Raw genomic sequence first — 19,995 nt, 5'->3', positions numbered from 1 at the left:
TTAACACCTCCGATGTTAGTATTAGCAAAAAACTAGATTAATATAATTTTTTAATAAAATTTAGGATTATCACTTAGTGATCAAGAGCTTGGATTGATATATATTGAAAATTTACTAAGGAGGTTAGAATATGAGAGAATTATTAATCAAAGTCAAAAAATAAAAAAAGGACTAAATTTTCATTTAGTCCTTTTTGTCGGTTCTATGGTCGGGGTGAGAGGATTTGAACCCCCGGCCCCATGGTCCCAAACCACGTGCGCTACCAAACTGCGCTACACCCCGTCGCAAACCCGACTATTACATTATAAGCTTTGGGGGAAATAAATGCAATAGTATAAATTAAATGATAATCAATAAAAATCATCCAAATGCAATCGAAAAATTAAATCTAACAACTAATTCAAATTTAATCTTAAAATATCTAAGAATATCTCCAGATTTCACATAAAAATTATTTAATGTTAATTTAGATTATTATATTCTGTTTTCAATATTATTATACAATATTATAATACAATATTTCATCGTTGACTACAATATTGAGTTATGATAAAATTAGTAGAATATAAAAATAAATAGAGTTCCTTATCAAGAGCGATGGAGGGTACGGGCCCGATGAAATCCGGCAACCAGTATATTACCAGGTGCTAATTCCCACAGACAATAGTCTGAAAGATGAGGTTTAGCCAACGCAAAAACCTTTTCGAATGAAGGTTTTTTTTTATGACCTAACACAGTGAATGTAGTGAGCTGATGTAGGTCAAACGCAATGAGCACCAAATCTACGCGACCGTAGGGAGCGAATAGATTTGAGTTGCGAAACTGAGGGGAAATGCCCTAATACATCTAAGAGTGTGAGTTGATGTAGAGAAAATATATGAATGTATTCAGTTTCAAATTATAAGGAATTAATAGGAGGGAAACAAATGAAAAAATGGTTATTTACTTCTGAATCAGTGACAGAAGGACATCCAGACAAAGTATGCGATCAAATTTCTGATAGTATACTTGACGCAATACTTGAAAAAGATCCATTAGCAAGGGTGGCGTGTGAAACAACAGTGACAACAGGAATGGTATTAGTAGTAGGTGAAATCACTACAAATTGCTATGTAGATATACAGAAGATTGCAAGACAGACGATAGAAGATATAGGATATACAAGAGCAAAATATGGATTTGATTCCGATACTTGTGCAGTGCTTACTTCTATAAATGAGCAATCAGCAGATATAGCTTTAGGAGTGGATAAAGCTTTAGAGCAAAAAACTGACTCAGATGATGCTTTAGACCAAATAGGTGCAGGAGATCAAGGTATGATGTTTGGTTTTGCATGTAATGAAACAAAAGAGCTAATGCCATTACCAATATCCTTGGCTCATAGACTAGCTAAAAGACTAACTGACGTAAGAAAAGATGGTACATTAGAATATCTAAGACCAGATGGAAAGACTCAAGTAACTATTGAATACATTGACGATAAGCCAGTTAGAATTGAAAATATTGTTGTATCTACTCAACATAGTCCAGATGTTGAATTATCCACCATAAGAGAGGATATAATAAAACATGTAATAATGGAAATAGTGCCTCATAATATGTTGGATGACAATACAAAATACTATGTAAATCCTACAGGAAGATTTGTAGTAGGAGGACCTATGGGAGATGCAGGATTAACAGGAAGAAAGATAATAGTTGATACCTATGGTGGATATGCAAGACATGGTGGTGGAGCTTTCTCAGGAAAAGACCCAACTAAAGTAGATAGATCAGCGGCATACGCAGCAAGATATGTAGCAAAAAATATTGTAGCAGCAGGCTTAGCGGACAAGTGTGAGGTAGGTCTTGCCTATGCAATAGGAGTAGCAAGACCAGTATCAATATATGTAGATACATTTGGCACTGGAAAAAAATCTGATGAAGAAATTCAAAAACTAGTAGATAAACACTTTGACCTTAGACCAGCAGCTATTATCAGAGATTTAGACCTTAGACGCCCAATTTATAAAAAATTAGCAGCTTATGGACATTTTGGAAGAGAAGATTTAGATTTACCATGGGAGAAAACAGATAAAGTAGAATTATTGAGAGGCTAAGCCTCCAATAATTCTGCAACGGGAGTGAAATGAAAGATGATTTTAGAAGGCATAATTGAGGAAATTAGATTTAGGAATGAATCTAATGGCTATACTGTGGCCGTATTGAATACAGATGACGGACCTATTACTATAGTTGGCTATGTACCATTTTTGACCTTAGAAGAGATGGTAAAGGTTGAAGGAGATATGATTTATCATCCTAACTATGGAGAACAATTTTCCTTCACGGGTATTTCTACAGTTATTCCTTCTACCACAAAGGGAATAGAAAATTATCTATCATCAGGATTAATTCCCCATATTGGTCCAAAAACAGCTAAAAAGATTGTGGAGAAATTTGGACTAGATTCCTTAGAAATCATACAATATAATCCTGAAAGACTGAAGGAAATAGGCGGAATAGGGGACAAGAAACTTGAAAAAATAGTTGAAGCCTATGCTGAGCAGAGGGAACTACGGGACACTATGGTCTTTCTGCAGCAATATGGAATTACAGTTAATTATGGTGTAAAGATATATAAGAAATACGGAAACAATACAGTAAATATTCTCAAGGAAAATCCATATAAATTGTCCGAGGATATAATAGGCATAGGATTTAAGACAGCTGATACCATTGCAGGGAAAATGGGGATAAACAAAGAGTCACCTTATAGGATAGAAGCGGGTATAAGATATATTATAATGGAGTTTGCGGGAAATGGTCATTGTTATGCACCTAAAGATGAACTAATACCCAAGGCTCAAGAATTATTAGGAGTAGAAAGTAACCAAATAGAAGAAGGAATGCGAACTTTAGCCATAAGGGGAAATATTCACTTAGTCCCGGATGGCGAAAATATATTAGTATATTATACACCTTTTCACATGGCAGAAAATAATGTAAGTAGAAAACTCACTGAGCTTTCTCAAGTTAAATTAGAAGAACTAGATATAGATATAGAAAAGGAAATAAAAAAGATAGAAGAAGATGAAAACATTACCTTTGCAAAGAAACAAATCCTAGCTATAAAGGAGTCCTTAGATAATGGGTTGGTTGTCATTACAGGAGGGCCAGGTACAGGAAAAACCACAACTATAAATGCCATCATTAAAATATGCGAAGATCTAAAGCTATCAGTACTTCTAACTGCGCCAACAGGTAGAGCAGCTAAGAGGATGACTGAAACCACAGGGAGAGAAGCAAAAACTATACATAGACTCCTAGAATACTCCTTTATGGAAGAAGAATCCATGGCCTTTGGCAAAGACGAAGACAGTCCCATAGATACAGACTTGATTATAATAGATGAAGCATCTATGATAGATATTCTTCTTATGAATTCCTTAGTAAAAGCATTAAAACCAGGTACTAGAGTAGTTTTAGTAGGAGATATAGACCAACTACCATCTGTAGGAGCTGGAAATGTACTAAAGGATATTATTGCTTCAGGAGTAGTTAAAGTAGTTACATTAGATGAGATATTTAGACAATCAGGAGAGAGCATGATAATAGTCAATGCCCACAGGATAAATAAAGGAGAAGAACCTATTTTAAATGAAAAAGATAAAGACTTTTATTTTATGACTATGCCAACTACCAGTCAAATATTAGGTACAATACTTCAGCTTTGTAAAGAGAGATTGCCCACATTCTATGGGGTAGACAGCTTAAAAGATATCCAAGTCCTTACGCCTATGAAAAAAGGAGAAGTAGGTATAAATTCATTAAATAAACATTTGCAAACTGTACTAAATCCTAAGGATAAAAATAAAAACGAGAAACAAATAGGGGATGATTTATTTAGAGTTGGGGATAAAGTCATGCAAATAAAGAATAATTACACAATTGAATGGAAGACAATTAGGAATGGTAGGGAAGTAGAATCCGGTGAGGGTGTATTTAATGGAGATTTTGGGTATATCATAGACATAGATGAAGACATGAGGACAGTAACAGTTCTATTTGATGAAGAAAGAGAAGTAGAATATGAATTCAATCAATTAGATGAACTGAAACTAGCCTATGCCACAACAGTACATAAATCCCAAGGCTCTGAATTTCCAGTAGTTGTCATGCCTATTAGCTGGGGTCCACCAATGCTTTTAACAAGAAATTTGCTATATACAGCTATTACAAGGGCAAAAAAACTAGTAGTATTAGTAGGGGAAGAAAAATACTTAGATATGATGATAAAAAACAATAGAATAGCTAAAAGATACTCTGCGCTGGATAAAAAGATTAGAAATTATATGTCTATATTTATAGGGTGATTATATTGATAGAGTTATTAAATAATTTACTTTTTCCAAAAAAACATATATGCTTAATGTGTAGGGAAAATAATTCTAATATAAAGAATTTTATATGTAAAGACTGCTATGAAAACTTAGATATTTTAGATAAGGAAATAGAAATTAATTCATCTTATATAAATAAGGCCTATTATTCTCTTTCTTACAATAGATTTATTAGGGATAAGATGAAGGAATATAAATTTAATGGAAAAAATTATTTGTACAAGCCCTTTGGTGAGATAATGCTAGATACAATTAGAAAAAAAGAAATAGAAAAAAATATAGATATAATTGCATACATACCTGCTCATAGGAGAAAAGAAGCATTAAGAGGATATAATCAAGCAGAACTTTTGGCAAATTACATATCAGAGAATCTAAACAAGCCATTATTACATGATAACTTGATAAAGACAAAATGGACAAAGGAGCAAAGCCATTTAGTCAAGATTGACAGGATTATCAATTTACAAGATTCATTTGAGTTAAAGAAAGCTGAAGAAATAAAAGGTAAAAAAATACTTCTAATTGACGATATAATAACTACAGGGGTGACAATGGAAGAATGTAGCAGAGTACTTAGGGAAAATGGCTCTAAAGAAGTAATAGGACTAGCACTTACATCAAGTAAAACAAATTAAATTAAAGGATGTGGGAATATGAATTTAAAAAACTGTACGCGATGTGGAAGGGTATACAACTATGATGGTTTTAAAATTTGTTTTTTTTGTAGAAAAGATGATGAGAAGGATTTCCAAAGTATCAAAGCATTTCTCCTCGAATACCCAGGTGCAAATATTTCTGATGTAAGCGAAGGGACAGGCATTGATTCGAGGAAAATAATAGATTTTTTAAGAGATGGAAGGCTTGAAATAGCAGAAGGTGGAAATCTAATACTTGATTGTGAAAAATGTGGAGCAAGTATTAGGACAGGGAGATTCTGTGAAAAATGTGCAAATAGCATTCAGAGAGAGCTAGGAGATGTATTAAATACAGAAAGGGCAAAGAAAAATTCTGCAAAGAAAGTGGAAGAAAAGTTTAGAGTAGCGGATAGACATGACCGTAAAAAATAAAAAGTTAAAGAAACATCCTATCTGACCGATAATATTATTGAATACGGGAAGCGGGGTGTTTTTTAATGAGAATAAATAAACTTGATAATGTATTTCAAGTGTATAACAAAAATGCAGGGGTAAAAAATGTAAAATCAGATAAGGCGAGTCAAGAAAAAGACCAGATCAAGATATCTGAAAGGGCAGTAGAGTTTCAATTTGCATTACAAAAGATTAAAGATGTAGAAGAAATTCGCATGGATAAAGTAGAATTTATTAAAAACCAAATTGAGACAGGTACCTATGAAATTGATGGGCAAAAAATCGCTGAGAAGATGTTAGAAAGTATCAATTTTGATAAAAAAATATAGTGGTTGGTGAATACAATGACTTTTAAAGAAGAATTGGAAATAATATTGGAAAAAGAATTAACTGTTTTAATGAGTCTAAAAGAGATTTCATTTGAAAAAACAGATATGATTATCAACCATCAAATACAAGATTTAGAAAAAACAACAAAAAAAGAAGAAGATCTAATTAATGAGATGGCACTACTTGAAGAATCCAGAGAAAGATTGTTAGATACTTGGGGGGTAGCTATAGATACCCCTATTTCTGATGTCATTGAAAGAGTTCCAGAGGATAATAAGGGATTAATAGATTTAAAGGATAAAATGACCTTAGCTTTTGAAGAACTTTATGTAAGAAATACATTAAATAATGATTTAATAAGGGAAAATCTGGATTGGATTGATTTTAATATGAATTTAATCACCAATTCAAGTAATAATCCAAGCTATGGATTAAACAATAAAAAAACTAGTGGAAATAGTATTTTTGATAGGAAGGTGTAAATATGAGTTTTGGCGGTTTATATATATCAATATCCGGGCTTCAAGCTTCAAGGCAATCATTAAATACTGTTTCACACAATATAGCCAACGCAAATAATGTGAACTATGTGAGACAATCAGCAATTCATACAAATAATCCATATACAAAATCAGCAGATAGCAGGCTGGAAATGGGAACAGGAGTGAATGTTTCACAGATCAGACAAATCAGAGATGAATTCTTAGATTTGAAACTACGACGTGAAATGGCTAGCTTTGGATATCATAATTCAAAATCACAGATTCTTGAAGATGTAGAGGGAATATTTAACGAAATAACAAATAGTGGACTGCAAAAAGTAATGGATGAATTTTGGAACAATTGGAGCGAACTTTCTAATGAAGCAGATAGCTTGACTATTAGAGGCTTGGTACATGAATCAGCAGTAGCAATGACAGAAACTGTCAATCATCTATCCAATCAATTAAACGATATAAAGCAAAATTTAAATAAAGAAATAACCATTAAAGTAGAAGAAACCAATAGCTTACTTAACAAGATAGCATTAATAAATAAGAGCATCAAGGTAGTAGAAGGGGAAAATAGCAAAGTAAAAGCCAATGATTTTAGAGATGAAAGAAATGCTCTATTAGATAGATTATCTGAACTAATTCCAATTACATCCTATGAAAATTCCTATGGAGAGACAATTATTTCTTTACAGGGGAAGGATTTAGTAAATGGTAGTTATATTAGTAAAATAGATATGAAAACTGATGAAAAGGGCTTAGGACATATTTATTGGGATAAAACCAATGATAAAATTAATTTAAATGGCCTTGGAGAACTGGCAGGATATATAGATGTAAGGGACGGATCTTTGACTAATTATATGAATAGATTAGATACTCTAGTTAGTACAGTAGCCAGTAGAATAAATGACCTTCATAAAACTGGAATAGACTTACAAGGCATGAATTTGGGATTGGACTTCTTTGTAGGGACAGATGGAGTCATTACGGCTGCTAACATCAAAGTAAACCCAGCATTATCTAACTATAATAAAATAGCTATATCAAAAACTGGTGGAATCGGAGATGGAAATATAGCAAAGGAAATATATGAAATAAGAAACGATGAAACCCTATTTGGTTCTATGAATATTGATGGATATTATAGAGATATAATACTTGAATTAGGTTTGGAAAGAGAAGCCTCTAGACTGGTAGCAGACAATCAAGGATTTTTGATAAAGTCCATAGATGAAAAAAGATCATCTCTTTCAGATGTATCATTAGATGAAGAAATGGCAGATATGATAAAATTTCAACATTTCTACTCTGCGAATTCAAGAGTGATCAACGCTATAGATGAAATGATAGAGACAGTAGTCAATAGAGTAGGATTAGTTGGGAGGTAGAAAGAATGATATTTGGATTTAATTCAGCGGTAAGAGGGCTCCTTGCATCACAAAGAGCTTTATATACTACAAATCATAATATAGACAATGCAAGCACAAAGGGATATTCTAGGCAACAAATAGACCAAAAAGCTACAAACCCTTTTTTAATGCCAGGGATAGGATTTCTAGGTACAGGTACAGAAATCTATAATGTTCAAAGAGTAAGGGATTCCTTCGTTGATTTTAAATATTGGAATGAAATGGCTCCAATGGGAGAATGGGAAGTAAAGAAAAATGCATTAACTGAAATGGAAAAATTAATGGGTGAACCATCTAATAGTAGTTTTAGACAATATATGGATGATTTCTATTCAAGCTTAGATGAAATGAGCAAGAACCCATCAGATATAGCATATAGGGAGCCTGTTAGAGAAAATGCCATTGCCTTTACGAAGCATGTACAGGAAACTATAAAAAGATTGCGTGATGTAAAAAAAGAAACAGAATATGAAATAGAAACTAAAGTAAAGTATGTAAATAGTTTAAGTGAAAGAATAGCAGGATTAAATAAGCAAATATATTCTCAAGAAATAGATGGAAAACAAGCCAATGACCTAAGAGATAGAAGGGAATTGCTAGTAGATGAATTATCTAAGATAGTAAATGTGAGAGTAAATGAATCATCAGACGGCAAATATGAGATATCGGTTAATGGAATATCCATAGTAGACCACATGAATACTAACAAGATGTTCCTTAAGAAAACAACAGTTGGAGTAGAGGATACTTATGATATTCTTTGGGAGAATGGCGGAGATGCAAATCCTAAGTCAGGAGAATTAAAGGGACTATTGGATATGATTCAAGGAGATGGACAAGGAAATACTTATAGAGGTATACCATATTATATGGAGCAGCTTAATGACTTTGCAAAGGGATTTGCAGATAAATTCAATGAACTCCATAGAAAAGGATATGGAATAGGTGAAAGTCGTGGAGCTGGTGTGGATGGAATAGACTTCTTCACTTATACAAGTGATGAGGAAGCAGCGGCAACATTGGGCGTAAATCAAGACATAATAGATGATATAAAGAAAATTGCAGCAGCTTCAATTTCTGGTGGAGCAGCAGAAGACAATGGAAATCTTTTAGCCCTTGTAAAGCAAAGGGAATCCAGAGATTTCTTCTCAGGAGCTGTATCCCAAGGAACACCAGATGATTTTATTAAAGCAATGCTTTCATCCATGGCAGTAGATAGCCTTCAATCAAAAAGGTTATATGCTACACAGGAGCTAATGCAAAAAAATGTAGAAACAAAACGAGCATCCATATCAGGAGTATCCTTAGAGGAAGAAATGGCTGATATGGTAAAATTCCAACATGTATATGTAGCAGCATCAAAGATGATATCAACAATGGATGCACTATTGGATATCACAGTAAATAGGCTAGGAATGGTTGGAAGATAAGAAGGGAGTGAAGTAAATTGCGTATAACAAATAATATGCTTGTAAGCAATATGACATATAATTTAAATGGTACTCTACAAAGATTGGAAAAGTTACAATTTGAATCATCTAAAGGCAAGAAATTTCGAGTACCTTCAGATGACCCAATAGCTGCCAGTAAATCTTTAAAATTTAATACAGATATATCAAAAGTAAGCCAATATCTAAGAAATACTAAGGATGCAAAGGCTTGGATGAAAGAATCAGAATCAGCATTTAAGGAAATAAATGAAGTACTTAAGAGAACTTATGAATTAACTAATCAAGCAGCAAATGGTACAAATGCTCCAGATGATCTAAAAAAGATTGAAGCAGAAATAACTGAGTTAAAGGGACATTTAATCCAAATAGGAAATACGACCTATGCAGGAAGATCAATATTTACAGGATATAAGACTGACAAGGAATTACTAGATGAAAATGGAAACTATAAGGTAAATATTGGGCTAGATGATGGGGGAGTTCCCATAGATGAAGTATTTGTCTATAATGTAGGAGTTGCTGAGAGGGTATCAGTAAATACTTTGGGAAACAAGATATTTGGAAGTGGAACTAAGGATTATGAAACAGAAGTGACTGCAGGAAGTAAAGCATATTTAATACAAATGTTTGACGATTTAGAAGCTGCTCTAGCAGGGACATCTGCAAATCCAGCAGATGATCTTCAAACAGCCTTAGGAAATATAAAGGATGCTAGCAACCAAATCTTATCAGTTACAGCAGAAATAGGAGCAAAAACCAATAGAATACAACTAACAGAAAGTAAATTAGAAGATCAATTAATAAACCTAAAAGAGTTGCTATCCTTCAACGAAGATGTAAGCTTACCAGAAGCAATGATGAAATTAGCTATAGAAGAAAATGTATACAACGCAAGCCTTGCAGTAGGGGCTAGAATAATACAACCAAGCTTAATGGATTTTCTAAGATAATAAATCAATAGGGGACTGATGTCCCTTTTTATTTTTTAGATTATTGTATTATAATCTCATATTTTGTATTATAATTGAATAAAAGGAGGTAGTATGGATGAGAATAAGAACGAGGAATTTTGGCGAAATAGATATTAAAGAAGAAAAGATAATTAAGTTTCAAGAAGGAATACCTGGATTTGAAGAGGAGAAAGAATTTATCATTGTATTAAATGAAGATGAAGAAAATCCTTTTCATTTTTTACAATCCGTTAAAAACCTAGACTTATCTTTTGTAATACTGAATCCATTTGAAATATTTAGTGACTATGATATATTACTTCCAGAAATAGCAACTAATAAACTAATGATAGAAAAGCAAGAAGAAGTAGCCATATACTCCATGGTAGTAGTACCAGAAGATATGACAAAGATGACTACCAACCTTCTAGGACCAATAGTCATCAATACTAGAAAAAGACTAGGTAAACAAGTAATATTAGATGATGAAAGATATACTACCAAACATTTCATATTCAATCAAGACTCCAAAACAGGAGGAGAATAATATGCTAATACTTTCGAGGAAAAAAGATGAGTCTATAATTATAGATGGAAATATTGAGATTAGAATTGTAGAAATAGAAGACGGTAAAGTGAAAATTGGCATAGAAGCACCAAAAAATATAGATATAATGCGCAAGGAATTATACAAGAAAATACAAGAAGAGAATTTAGCAGCAGTTAATAATACTACAAACCTAGAAGAAATGAAAAGATTACTTAAAAAGCAATAGAGCGTAGGTTTAATGTACTCAAGGAGGAATTGTAGGGTGTTCAAGGATGAAATAGAGAATCTGAGCCACAATGGATCGTGGAAAGTACTCATAGTAGATGATGATAATTTTGTACACAGAATGGTAAAAGAGCTTAACAAAAATCTTAGATTTGAAAATAAACCTGTGGAGTTTTATAGTGCATATACATCAAAAGATGCCGTTGAAATATTGAAGAAAAACAATGATATAGCATTGGCATTGTTAGATGTATTTTTAGAAGAAAAAGACTCAGGTCTAGGTTTGGCAAAATATATTAGAGAAGATATAAAAAATGCTAATATTAGAATAATTCTAATTACTGGAAATAGATCTATGAGTTTACAGGAAGAAATTATATTAAGCTATGATATAAATGGATATGAAGATAAAACAGACTTATTTTCAAAAAAAATGAATACAGTTATATTTTCATCCCTAAGATCCTTTAGGGATATTAATCGTATAAATAACAATAAAGAAGCTATGGAAGAAGTAGTACAATCTATATCCAAACTATATGAGACAAACTCTATTGAAGATTTTCTATCTGGGTGTCTTTGTCACCTAAGTGCGGTAATTAATCAATGTAAAAGTGTACAAGAATGTAAAATAAATTCCTTCGCAGCTATTAGGCAGGGGACTTCAAATATTTTCAAATTAATAGATGGCCATGGGAAATATAAAGAATCTATTCATAAGAGCATCAGACAAACCGTATCTGAAGCTGATCTGATGAAACTTAACAAATTATATAATGATGGTGAACATGATTTTTATGATAATTGTTATGTGGCTAAATACAAAAGTACGGCTGGGAATGAAGCCATAATATATATAGAAATAGATGGTGAAATAGATGTAGATATGGAACTTCTAGATGTATTTCACAAAAGTATATCAGCTACCTTCGACAACCTTTGTCTAAATCTAGAAATAGAAGAAACTCAAAAAGAAATACTATATACATTAGGAGAAGTAACAGAAGCCAGATCAGAAGAAACAGGATACCATGTAAAGAGAGTATCCAAATACTGTGAAATACTAGCTGAAGAATATGGATTATCCAAAAGAGATGTGATACTCCTTACCCATGCAACGCCAATTCATGATATAGGAAAGATAGCAATATCTGATAATATACTTTTAAAAACTAGTAGACTAACACAAGAAGAGTACAATATTATAAAAACTCACACTACAATAGGATATAATCTACTGAAGAACTCAAAAAGAGAAATCCTAAAAGCAGCATCCATAGTAGCCCACGAACACCACGAGAGATACGACGGCAAGGGCTATCCAAGAGGGCTAAAAGGGAAAGAAATCCACATCTATGGAAGAATAACAGCCATAGCAGATGTATTCGACGCCCTAGGCAGCCCAAGAATATACAAAAAACCTTGGGTAACCAAAGACATACTAAATTATTTCAAAGAAGAAAGAGGCAAACACTTCGATCCAAAACTCGTAGACATACTGTTTGACAATTTAGATAGATTTTTGGAAATAAAAGAAAAATATTCCGATAAAAACACTAAAGTAATAGGACAAACATCCGATAATAATATTGAAAGTTAGAAAACCTTTGGCCAAAAGGATAAAAAGACTTAAAAAATTGTGGCAAGGATGCCAACAACAAAAATCAAGGAGGAATAAATAATGAGAATTAATAACAATTTAATGGCAATGAACACACACAGACAATTAGGATTAGCTAACACTGGTGGAGCTAAATCAATGGAGAAATTATCATCAGGTTACAGAATAAACAGAGCAGGAGATGACGCAGCAGGACTATCAATCTCCGAAAAAATGAGAGCGCAAGTTAGAGGACTTAATATGGCTTCAAAGAATTCACAAGATGCTATTTCTATGATTCAAACTGCAGAAGGTGCATTAGATGAAACTCACTCAATCCTACAAAGAATGAGAGAATTATCCGTTCAAGCAGCTAATGATACTAACGTTGCAGTTGATAGAACAGCGCTAGCAAATGAGATGACTGAATTAGTAAAAGAGATTGATAGAATAGCCGAAAAAACTACATTTAATGAGAAGGTTTTATTAGATGGTACACTTACATCTGTAAAATTCCAAATAGGTGCTGATAAAGGCGTAAGTATGACATTAAAAATATCAACTATGAAAGCTGCTAAATTAAGTGTAAATGCTCTTGTAATAGCATCACATGGTAGTGCTGCTAGTGCTATAGCTAAAGTAGATGCTGCAATCAAACTTGTATCTGCTGAAAGATCAAAACTTGGAGCAAATCAAAATAGATTAGAGCATACAATCAAGAATTTAGATAATGCTTCAGAAAATATCCAAGCTGCAGAATCAAGAATAAGAGACGTAGATATGGCAAAAGAAATGATGGAGCAAACAAAGAATAGCATATTACAACAAGCTTCAACTGCTATGTTGGCTCAATCCTTCCAAAATCCTCAAACAGTTCTACAATTGTTAAGATAATGGAAATAGGGTCCTTCAGAGAGTAATCTTTGAGAGCAAATTGGGTGAATTGCTGGAACCTCCTTAAGCTAACTAAACCACAACGCAATCCGAAAGGGTAATCGTGAAGGTCTGAAAATTAGTTAGATTGGACAATCAGCAGCCGAGTTCCTGTACTGAAAGGTTGGAGAAGGTTCAACGACTAGGATATACCACCTAAGACATTAAATAATTGTACGGTGATGAAGTCCGTAGGGGAGAGAGTGCCCCCGAAGTACCCAACAACCAGATCAAATTTTGGTTGAAGATATAGTCTGGCGTATATGGAAACATACACGATGGTCCGCAAGCAAACCAAGCACCTCAAACTGTATTACAATTATTAAGATAATTTTACAAGTCTCAAGAGACAAACTAAAACCAGAGGATTTTCCTCTGGTTTTTAAATTAGGCCGTTTTCTTTCATCCTTTGAACTTTATTATACAATCCGTAATAAGTTCTCGTAAGGTTTTAGCAGTATCCTAATAATATTCTTTCATAAACATATCGCTTTTTAATATCTAATCTAGAAGCTTTATATCTTAAAGCATATCGAAATAAATTCCCAACCTATTAGATACTATTTCATTATCTGAATCAGGATATTCAGTTCTTATTATATTTACCATTTCATCGGTAAATAAGATAGTCACATTATCACCTCCATCAAACAAAGGTTCTAGTTTTATTATATCATATTAGTATATTTATTCAGCAAATATCTTCATATTTAATTGTCATGATATACTAAAATGAGGTATTATATAAATATATATCAAATTCTGTCGATAATATATACATAGAAAAGAATGGGGGTATTATGTTGAAAATTTACATAGAAAATCAAATTTTGGAATATGAAAACAATAAAGATGAGATTGATAATATACTAAATGAAATAGATACTATAATCGCTAAATCATCTAAAGTGCTAAGTCATATAGTAGTAGATGAATATGAAGTGTTTGAGGACTACTATGGATATTTCTTAGATAATATTAGGGTAATTGACAAGGTGGAAGTAATATCATCTACTTATAAAGAATTAGTAGATGATATATTGAATTCTGCGTTAGAATACCTAGAAAGAACTCCAGAACTTATAGATAATTTAGCTAACAGCTTTTACAAAAATCCTAATCAAGAATCTTGGAAGGATTTAGAAGATCTACTAGGTGGAATTAGCTGGGTAATAAATACTTTTTCTTTTATAGATCAAGATGAAAGATTAAAAGATGTTGTATTGAGTTATAAAGATTGGAATCTATATGCAAAAGAGGTGTTTTCTCTTAAATCAATATTAGGAGATTTTGAAGATTCGCTATCTAATGGTGATAATGTCTCTATAGCAGATATATTATCATATGAGATTGCAACAATTTTCAAAGAAATGGCAACCAAACTATTAAATCTAGTCAATAAAAATGATAGTTCTTCCAATCTCAATTGATACAATAAATAAACTTAAAGAATTAAATTCTACAATATTTAGTAGTTAAAACATATAAATATGGAAGATGAAATGTTATATTAAATGTTGAGAGCCATTAATAGATTACCATAACCTGAATATCTGAAGTAAGATTATAAAAAACATGTAGATTAAAAGAGGTGTTTTAATTGTATATAAAAAACTTAGATCAACTAAAAATGTATTATTTTGATTTATATAAAGAAATTGATGAATATAATATGGATGAGATGATTGATAAAAAATATAAATTAGTAGAAAATAAAGATAAAAGTTTCAACATCTTGATAGATAATAAAGTTTACTTACATAGTAAATACAATCCTTTGAGGGAATCAGCTGCATGGGTAGAAGGAATAGATTTAAAAGAAGAAGATACTATAGTAATATTTGGATTGGGATTAGGATACTATTTAGATTTTTTATTAGAAAGGTTTCCTGATAAAAAGATTATTATAATAGAACCAAAATTAGATATTTTCATTCAATCTTTAAAGATTAAAGATTATTCAGATTACCTAAATAAGGAAAATATAGTTTTTATTATTAATAAAGATAAATATACTATAAGACATTTAATTGAACACTATGTAAAAAACAATAAGATAAAAAACTTATATTTTACTCATAGTTCTAAATATAATAATTTATATGAAGATTATATAGATAGCATATATAAAGAGTTAAGTTCTTTAGTTATGACAATAGAAGGTAATTTGTTTACAGAAATAGTAAGTTCGAAAAGATGGATTTATAACATATTGAGAAATATGAAATTCATAAAAGAATACGATGTTGTTGACAGATTAAAAGATAAATTAAAAGGTGTGCCTGTTGTCATTGTTTCAGCTGGGCCTTCTTTAGAAAAAAATATCAACTTGCTAAATGATATAAAGGAAAGAGCGATTATATTGGTAGTAGGTTCATCTGCAAATATATTAGAAAGTAATAATATACAACCACATATAATAATGGGGATTGATGGAAATAAATCTGAAGGAGAAATATTCAAAAATCTAAAAAACCATAGACCATTATTTTTATATAATAATGTTGTTTATTACGAATCATTGCTAGATTATACTGGAAATAAGATGTGGTTAACATTACATTCTGATACTTATATGAACAATATTTGCGAAAAGATGAACATAAAAACAAATAAATTTTTAACTGGAGGTTCAGTAGCGAATTTGGCACTTGATTTTGCAGTATGGCTTGAATCATCATGTATTATATTTTTAGGTCAAGATTTATGCTATACAAGAGAAAAATTGTATGCAGATGGTGCAATTCACCAAAATCATATTAATACTGAAAATGGATATATACAGGAAGTTGATATTTATGGGAAAAAAGTATATACTAAAGACGCTTTTTTGAACTTTAAAATTTGGTTTGAAGATTATATTGAATATAATCAGATAAATAAAGGCATATATAATTGTACAGAAGGGGGACTGCCTATAAAAGGTATTCCAAATATGAGTTTTCAGGAAGCTATAGATGAATTTTTAACAAGAGAATATGATATAGAAAATAAACTTAATTCTTTATTTGAATATGAAGTTGAAGTTGATAAAAAAGAATATGATAAGCTTATGAATAAATATAATGTAGAATTAAGGAAATGTATAAAAATATCAAATGAAAGAATTGATTTATTAACTAATTTGATAAATCAGCATTATAAAAAAGACTTTAAGAGTGATTTTAATAAGATAATTAATAAGACTAAAGAATTGGAAAAAACAGATTTTTATAAGGGTTTTATTGAAGAGATTGGTAATTTATATCGAGAAGCCATTACAATTGGAACCTACAATGCATTAGATAAGATAGAAGATGCATTAGAGAAAAGGAAAAGGCTACTAATTGGATTAAAAATACAATATGAAAATATAAATGAACTTCTAGATGTTTCATTAGAGGCTGTTGAAGAAAGAGAGATAGAAGCTCTCTTTTAGATATGATTTATAAAGGAAATAATCAAAAAAATAGTAAGCAACCTATTATATGATCGATAATAAGTAATAATTATTATTATAGACAGTTAAATGATTTATTGATAGATAGATGCACTACAAGTATAGAAGCAATATAAAGGAAATAAAAAACTTTGATAAATATTGCAATATAAAGGGTGGAGATAATTATGTTAAATGACAAGTCAATACTAATTACAGGTGGTACAGGTTCATTTGGAAAAAAGTTTATCGAGATGATATTTGAAAGATATAATCCTTCTAGAGTTATTATATATTCAAGAGATGAATTTAAGCAAGATGTAGTTAGAAAATTATTTGCATCTAAATTAACCAAAGAGCAGCAAGGAAAACTAAGATTTTTTATAGGGGATGTAAGAGATAGAGAAAGACTCTATAGAGCTTTTAAGGGAGTTGACTATGTAATTCATGCAGCAGCAATGAAACAGGTTCCTGCTTGTGAATACAATCCTTTTGAAGCAATTAAGACAAACATACATGGGGCACAAAATATAGTAGATGCAGCATTAGATACAGGAGTAAAAAAAGTAGTAGCCTTATCGACAGATAAAGCAGTAAACCCAATTAACCTTTATGGTGGAACAAAACTGGTATCTGATAAGCTATTCATATCTGCCAATGCATATTCTGGAGACAAAGGTACAATATTTTCAGTAGTAAGGTATGGTAATGTAGCAGGTAGCAGGGGGTCTGTTATTCCCTTCTTCCAAGAGCTTATTGATAGAGGAGAAAAAGAACTTCCAATTACAGATTTTAGAATGACAAGGTTTTGGATTACTCTTGAAGATGGAGTAGAGTTAGTATTTAAGGCTTTAGAAGAATCAAAAGGTGGAGAGACTTATATTTCTAAAATTCCGTCATTTAAGATAACAGACTTAGCTAAGGCAATGTTATCAGATTGCAAATTGAAAGAAATAGGTATTAGAGAAGGCGAAAAGTTACACGAAGTAATGGTAACAAAAGATGATTCAAGGATGACTTACGAATATAAAAACCATTATATAGTATATCCACATTTTGATTGGTGGAATTCGGAACGATTTTTTACGGATGGTGGAAAGCCTATAGAAGATGGATTTGAATATAATTCAGAAACAAATAATGAGTGGATTAGTATTGAGGATTTAAGACAAAGGATACAGAAACTAAAGTAGCTTAGCAGAAAGTATAATACTGGAGGAATGAAAATGAAACCAGCAATATTAGGTGGAATGTCTGTTAGAAACAAATTATTACCATATGCAAAACAATGTATAGATGATGAAGATTGTTTTGCTGTAATTGAGGTATTAAAATCTGATTTTCTAACAACAGGACCAAAAGTAAAGGAATTTGAAGAAATAATAGCTAATTATGTAGGTGCTAAATATGCAGTAGCATTTTCAAATGGTACAGCTGCTTTACATGGAGCATGTTATGCTGCAGGAATTGGAGAAGGTGATGAGGTTGTAACTACACCAATTACTTTTGCAGCATCAGCAAACTGCGTATTATATATGGGTGGAACTCCTGTATTTGTGGATATAGATTCAGATACATTTAATATTGATGTAAGAGAAATAGAAAAAAAGATAACAGATAAAACCAAGGCAATAATACCAGTAGATTACACGGGACAAGCCGTAGATATAGATGCTATTAAAGATTTAGTAAAAGATAAAGGCATAGTGATTATAGAGGACGGAGCACATTCCCTAGGAACTAAATATAAGGGAACTAGGGTAGGTAGTCAAGCTGATATGACTATGTTTAGCTTTCATCCAGTAAAAACCATAACAACTGGTGAAGGTGGAATTATAACAACAAATAATGAAGAATACTATAAGAAACTAATTAATTTTCGATCTCATGGAATCACTAGAGACATAAATCAACTTGAAAATAAAGACGGTGGAAGTTGGTATTACGAACAATTAGATTTAGGATTCAACTATAGAATGACTGATTTTCAAGCAGCATTAGGTATAAGTCAAATGAACAAACTAGATTGCTTTATTCAAAGGAGAAAAGAGATAGTAAATAGATATAACGAAGCTTTTAGAAAATTAGATGGACTTATAATTCAAAGAAATGCTGATTTCTCAGATACAGTAAACCATCTATATGTTCTAAAACTTGATTTATCCAAACTGAAAGTAGATAGGAAAGAAATATATAATGCTCTTTCAGCAGAAAATATAGGATTAAATGTGCACTATATCCCTGTATATTGGCATCCATATTATCAAAAGTTAGGATATGAAAAAGGGATATGCCCTAAGGCAGAAGAATTGTATAATTCAATGTTTACGATACCACTTTTCCCAGCAATGACAGATGAGGATGTGGAAGATGTAATAAATGGAATTCATAAGATTATTAATTACTATAGAAAGTAGGAATAATTATGAAAATAGTAGCAATAATCCAAGCAAGAATGGGGTCAACTAGATTACCAGGTAAAGTCATGAAGAAAGTTGGGGATAAAACTATACTAGAACATGTAATTTCAAGAGTAGGACAATCTAAGTTAGTGGATGAAATTATTACAGCTACAACAACTAAAGTAGACGATGATGCAATAGTATATGAGACAAATAGATTAGGGGTTAAGTATTATAGAGGATCAGAAGATGATGTACTATCAAGATATTACTATGCAGCAAAAGAAAACAAAGCAGATATAGTGGTAAGAATAACATCAGATTGTCCATTAATAGACCCAATAATAGTTGATGAGATAATAGAGCTTTATAAAAACAATAAATATGATTTAGTAACTAATGCAGGTTCTGATTTAACTCAAAGGACATATCCAAGAGGACTAGACACAGAGGTATTTTCATTTAAACAACTAGAAATAGCCTACAATGAAGCTAATAAAAAGCATCAAAGAGAGCATGTGACTCCTTATATCTACGAAAATAGTAATAATATATTTTACTATAAAAATGATATAGATTATTCAAAATATAGATGGACTTTAGACACAGAAGAGGATTTTGAACTGATATCTATGGTATATGAAGAACTGTATAAAGGACAGCACGATTTTTACCTTAAGGACATAATAGAGTTATTTGAAAGAAAGCCAGAGCTATTTAGTATAAATGCACATATTGAGCAGAAAAAGGTTTAGTGTTA

The 19,995-nt window shown here is 31.5% G+C and carries 18 protein-coding genes, 1 tRNA gene and 1 riboswitch; of the genes, 18 read left to right on the top strand and 1 reads right to left on the bottom strand.

Annotated features, from left to right (window positions below; translation table 11 throughout):
* Positions 1-205: 205 nt before the first annotated feature.
* Positions 206-282 (bottom strand) — tRNA-Pro (locus RIN63_RS10050).
* Positions 283-582: 300 nt separating this feature from the next.
* A riboswitch (SAM riboswitch) is annotated at positions 583-682 on the top strand.
* Positions 683-926: 244 nt separating this feature from the next.
* Between RIN63_RS10050 and metK the strand changes: the two genes are divergently transcribed.
* From metK to RIN63_RS09960, 18 genes are all read left to right on the top strand, one after another.
* Positions 927-2,099 carry a methionine adenosyltransferase gene (metK, locus tag RIN63_RS10045; RefSeq protein WP_310444599.1) on the top strand — a complete coding sequence of 391 codons (1,173 nt, stop codon included), beginning with the start codon at positions 927-929 and terminating at the stop codon, positions 2,097-2,099.
* A gap of 36 nt (positions 2,100-2,135) precedes the next feature.
* Positions 2,136-4,355 (top strand): ATP-dependent RecD-like DNA helicase, encoded by a 2,220-nt coding sequence (locus RIN63_RS10040; protein WP_310444598.1) that lies wholly within the window; start codon positions 2,136-2,138, stop codon positions 4,353-4,355.
* A gap of 5 nt (positions 4,356-4,360) precedes the next feature.
* On the top strand, positions 4,361-5,020 hold the full coding sequence (locus tag RIN63_RS10035; protein WP_310444597.1) for a ComF family protein: 660 nt from the start codon (positions 4,361-4,363) through the stop codon (positions 5,018-5,020).
* An 18-nt stretch (positions 5,021-5,038) separates the two neighbouring features.
* A complete protein-coding gene (locus RIN63_RS10030) occupies positions 5,039-5,452 on the top strand; it encodes a TIGR03826 family flagellar region protein (protein ID WP_310444596.1) in 414 nt (137 codons plus the stop codon).
* Between the two features lie 65 nt (positions 5,453-5,517).
* Positions 5,518-5,802, top strand: coding sequence for a flagellar biosynthesis anti-sigma factor FlgM (flgM, locus tag RIN63_RS10025; protein WP_310444595.1), 285 nt, complete (start codon positions 5,518-5,520; stop codon positions 5,800-5,802).
* Between the two features lie 15 nt (positions 5,803-5,817).
* Positions 5,818-6,285 (top strand): flagellar protein FlgN, encoded by a 468-nt coding sequence (locus RIN63_RS10020; protein WP_310444594.1) that lies wholly within the window; start codon positions 5,818-5,820, stop codon positions 6,283-6,285.
* Positions 6,286-6,287: 2 nt separating this feature from the next.
* Entirely contained in the window at positions 6,288-7,685 is a 1,398-nt protein-coding gene (gene flgK / locus RIN63_RS10015; RefSeq protein WP_310444593.1) for a flagellar hook-associated protein FlgK, read from the top strand.
* A gap of 5 nt (positions 7,686-7,690) precedes the next feature.
* Positions 7,691-9,136: a flagellar hook-associated protein FlgK gene (flgK, locus tag RIN63_RS10010; RefSeq protein WP_310444592.1), complete on the top strand. Its 1,446-nt coding sequence runs from the start codon at positions 7,691-7,693 to the stop codon at positions 9,134-9,136.
* A 17-nt stretch (positions 9,137-9,153) separates the two neighbouring features.
* Positions 9,154-10,107, top strand: coding sequence for a flagellar hook-associated protein FlgL (gene flgL / locus RIN63_RS10005; protein ID WP_310444591.1), 954 nt, complete (start codon positions 9,154-9,156; stop codon positions 10,105-10,107).
* Positions 10,108-10,204: 97 nt separating this feature from the next.
* On the top strand, positions 10,205-10,654 hold the full coding sequence (gene fliW / locus RIN63_RS10000) for a flagellar assembly protein FliW (RefSeq protein WP_310444590.1): 450 nt from the start codon (positions 10,205-10,207) through the stop codon (positions 10,652-10,654).
* A gap of 1 nt (position 10,655) precedes the next feature.
* Positions 10,656-10,883 (top strand): carbon storage regulator CsrA, encoded by a 228-nt coding sequence (csrA, locus tag RIN63_RS09995; protein ID WP_310444589.1) that lies wholly within the window; start codon positions 10,656-10,658, stop codon positions 10,881-10,883.
* 36 nt (positions 10,884-10,919) lie between these two features.
* Positions 10,920-12,482 (top strand): HD domain-containing phosphohydrolase, encoded by a 1,563-nt coding sequence (locus tag RIN63_RS09990; protein WP_310444588.1) that lies wholly within the window; start codon positions 10,920-10,922, stop codon positions 12,480-12,482.
* 81 nt (positions 12,483-12,563) lie between these two features.
* Entirely contained in the window at positions 12,564-13,376 is an 813-nt protein-coding gene (locus RIN63_RS09985) for a flagellin (RefSeq protein WP_310444587.1), read from the top strand.
* Between the two features lie 842 nt (positions 13,377-14,218).
* The gene (locus RIN63_RS09980) at positions 14,219-14,845 is read left to right on the top strand and encodes a hypothetical protein (RefSeq protein WP_310444586.1); all 627 of its coding nucleotides are present in this window, start codon (positions 14,219-14,221) and stop codon (positions 14,843-14,845) included.
* Between the two features lie 170 nt (positions 14,846-15,015).
* Positions 15,016-16,833 carry a 6-hydroxymethylpterin diphosphokinase MptE-like protein gene (locus RIN63_RS09975; RefSeq protein WP_310444585.1) on the top strand — a complete coding sequence of 606 codons (1,818 nt, stop codon included), beginning with the start codon at positions 15,016-15,018 and terminating at the stop codon, positions 16,831-16,833.
* Positions 16,834-17,021: 188 nt separating this feature from the next.
* Positions 17,022-18,026, top strand: a complete 1,005-nt coding sequence (gene pseB, locus RIN63_RS09970; protein ID WP_310444584.1) for a UDP-N-acetylglucosamine 4,6-dehydratase (inverting) — start codon at positions 17,022-17,024, stop codon at positions 18,024-18,026.
* A 33-nt stretch (positions 18,027-18,059) separates the two neighbouring features.
* On the top strand, positions 18,060-19,250 hold the full coding sequence (gene pseC, locus RIN63_RS09965) for a UDP-4-amino-4,6-dideoxy-N-acetyl-beta-L-altrosamine transaminase (protein ID WP_310444583.1): 1,191 nt from the start codon (positions 18,060-18,062) through the stop codon (positions 19,248-19,250).
* Between the two features lie 8 nt (positions 19,251-19,258).
* Positions 19,259-19,990 (top strand): glycosyltransferase family protein, encoded by a 732-nt coding sequence (locus RIN63_RS09960; protein WP_310444582.1) that lies wholly within the window; start codon positions 19,259-19,261, stop codon positions 19,988-19,990.
* Positions 19,991-19,995 lie beyond the last annotated feature (5 nt).

It is taken from the genome of Tissierella sp. (assembly GCF_031460495.1).
Taxonomy (GTDB): domain Bacteria; phylum Bacillota; class Clostridia; order Tissierellales; family Tissierellaceae; genus JAVKTS01.
The sequence above is the reverse complement of the archived record's forward strand: the minus strand, read 5'-3'. Positions and strand labels throughout refer to the sequence as shown.

Bases quoted from the DNA above. Each gene is read 5' to 3' on its own strand.
- flgM (WP_310444595.1), top strand. From the start codon at position 5,518: ATGAGAATAAATAAACTTGATAATGTATTTCAAGTGTATAACAAAAAT.
- fliW (WP_310444590.1), top strand. From the start codon at position 10,205: ATGAGAATAAGAACGAGGAATTTTGGCGAAATAGATATTAAAGAAGAA.
- pseB (WP_310444584.1), top strand. From the start codon at position 17,022: ATGTTAAATGACAAGTCAATACTAATTACAGGTGGTACAGGTTCATTT.
- metK (WP_310444599.1), top strand. From the start codon at position 927: ATGAAAAAATGGTTATTTACTTCTGAATCAGTGACAGAAGGACATCCA.
- csrA (WP_310444589.1), top strand. From the start codon at position 10,656: ATGCTAATACTTTCGAGGAAAAAAGATGAGTCTATAATTATAGATGGA.
- flgK (WP_310444593.1), top strand. From the start codon at position 6,288: ATGAGTTTTGGCGGTTTATATATATCAATATCCGGGCTTCAAGCTTCA.
- RIN63_RS09985 (WP_310444587.1), top strand. From the start codon at position 12,564: ATGAGAATTAATAACAATTTAATGGCAATGAACACACACAGACAATTA.
- flgK (WP_310444592.1), top strand. From the start codon at position 7,691: ATGATATTTGGATTTAATTCAGCGGTAAGAGGGCTCCTTGCATCACAA.
- RIN63_RS10030 (WP_310444596.1), top strand. From the start codon at position 5,039: ATGAATTTAAAAAACTGTACGCGATGTGGAAGGGTATACAACTATGAT.
- pseC (WP_310444583.1), top strand. From the start codon at position 18,060: ATGAAACCAGCAATATTAGGTGGAATGTCTGTTAGAAACAAATTATTA.
- RIN63_RS09960 (WP_310444582.1), top strand. From the start codon at position 19,259: ATGAAAATAGTAGCAATAATCCAAGCAAGAATGGGGTCAACTAGATTA.
- RIN63_RS10040 (WP_310444598.1), top strand. From the start codon at position 2,136: ATGATTTTAGAAGGCATAATTGAGGAAATTAGATTTAGGAATGAATCT.
- RIN63_RS10020 (WP_310444594.1), top strand. From the start codon at position 5,818: ATGACTTTTAAAGAAGAATTGGAAATAATATTGGAAAAAGAATTAACT.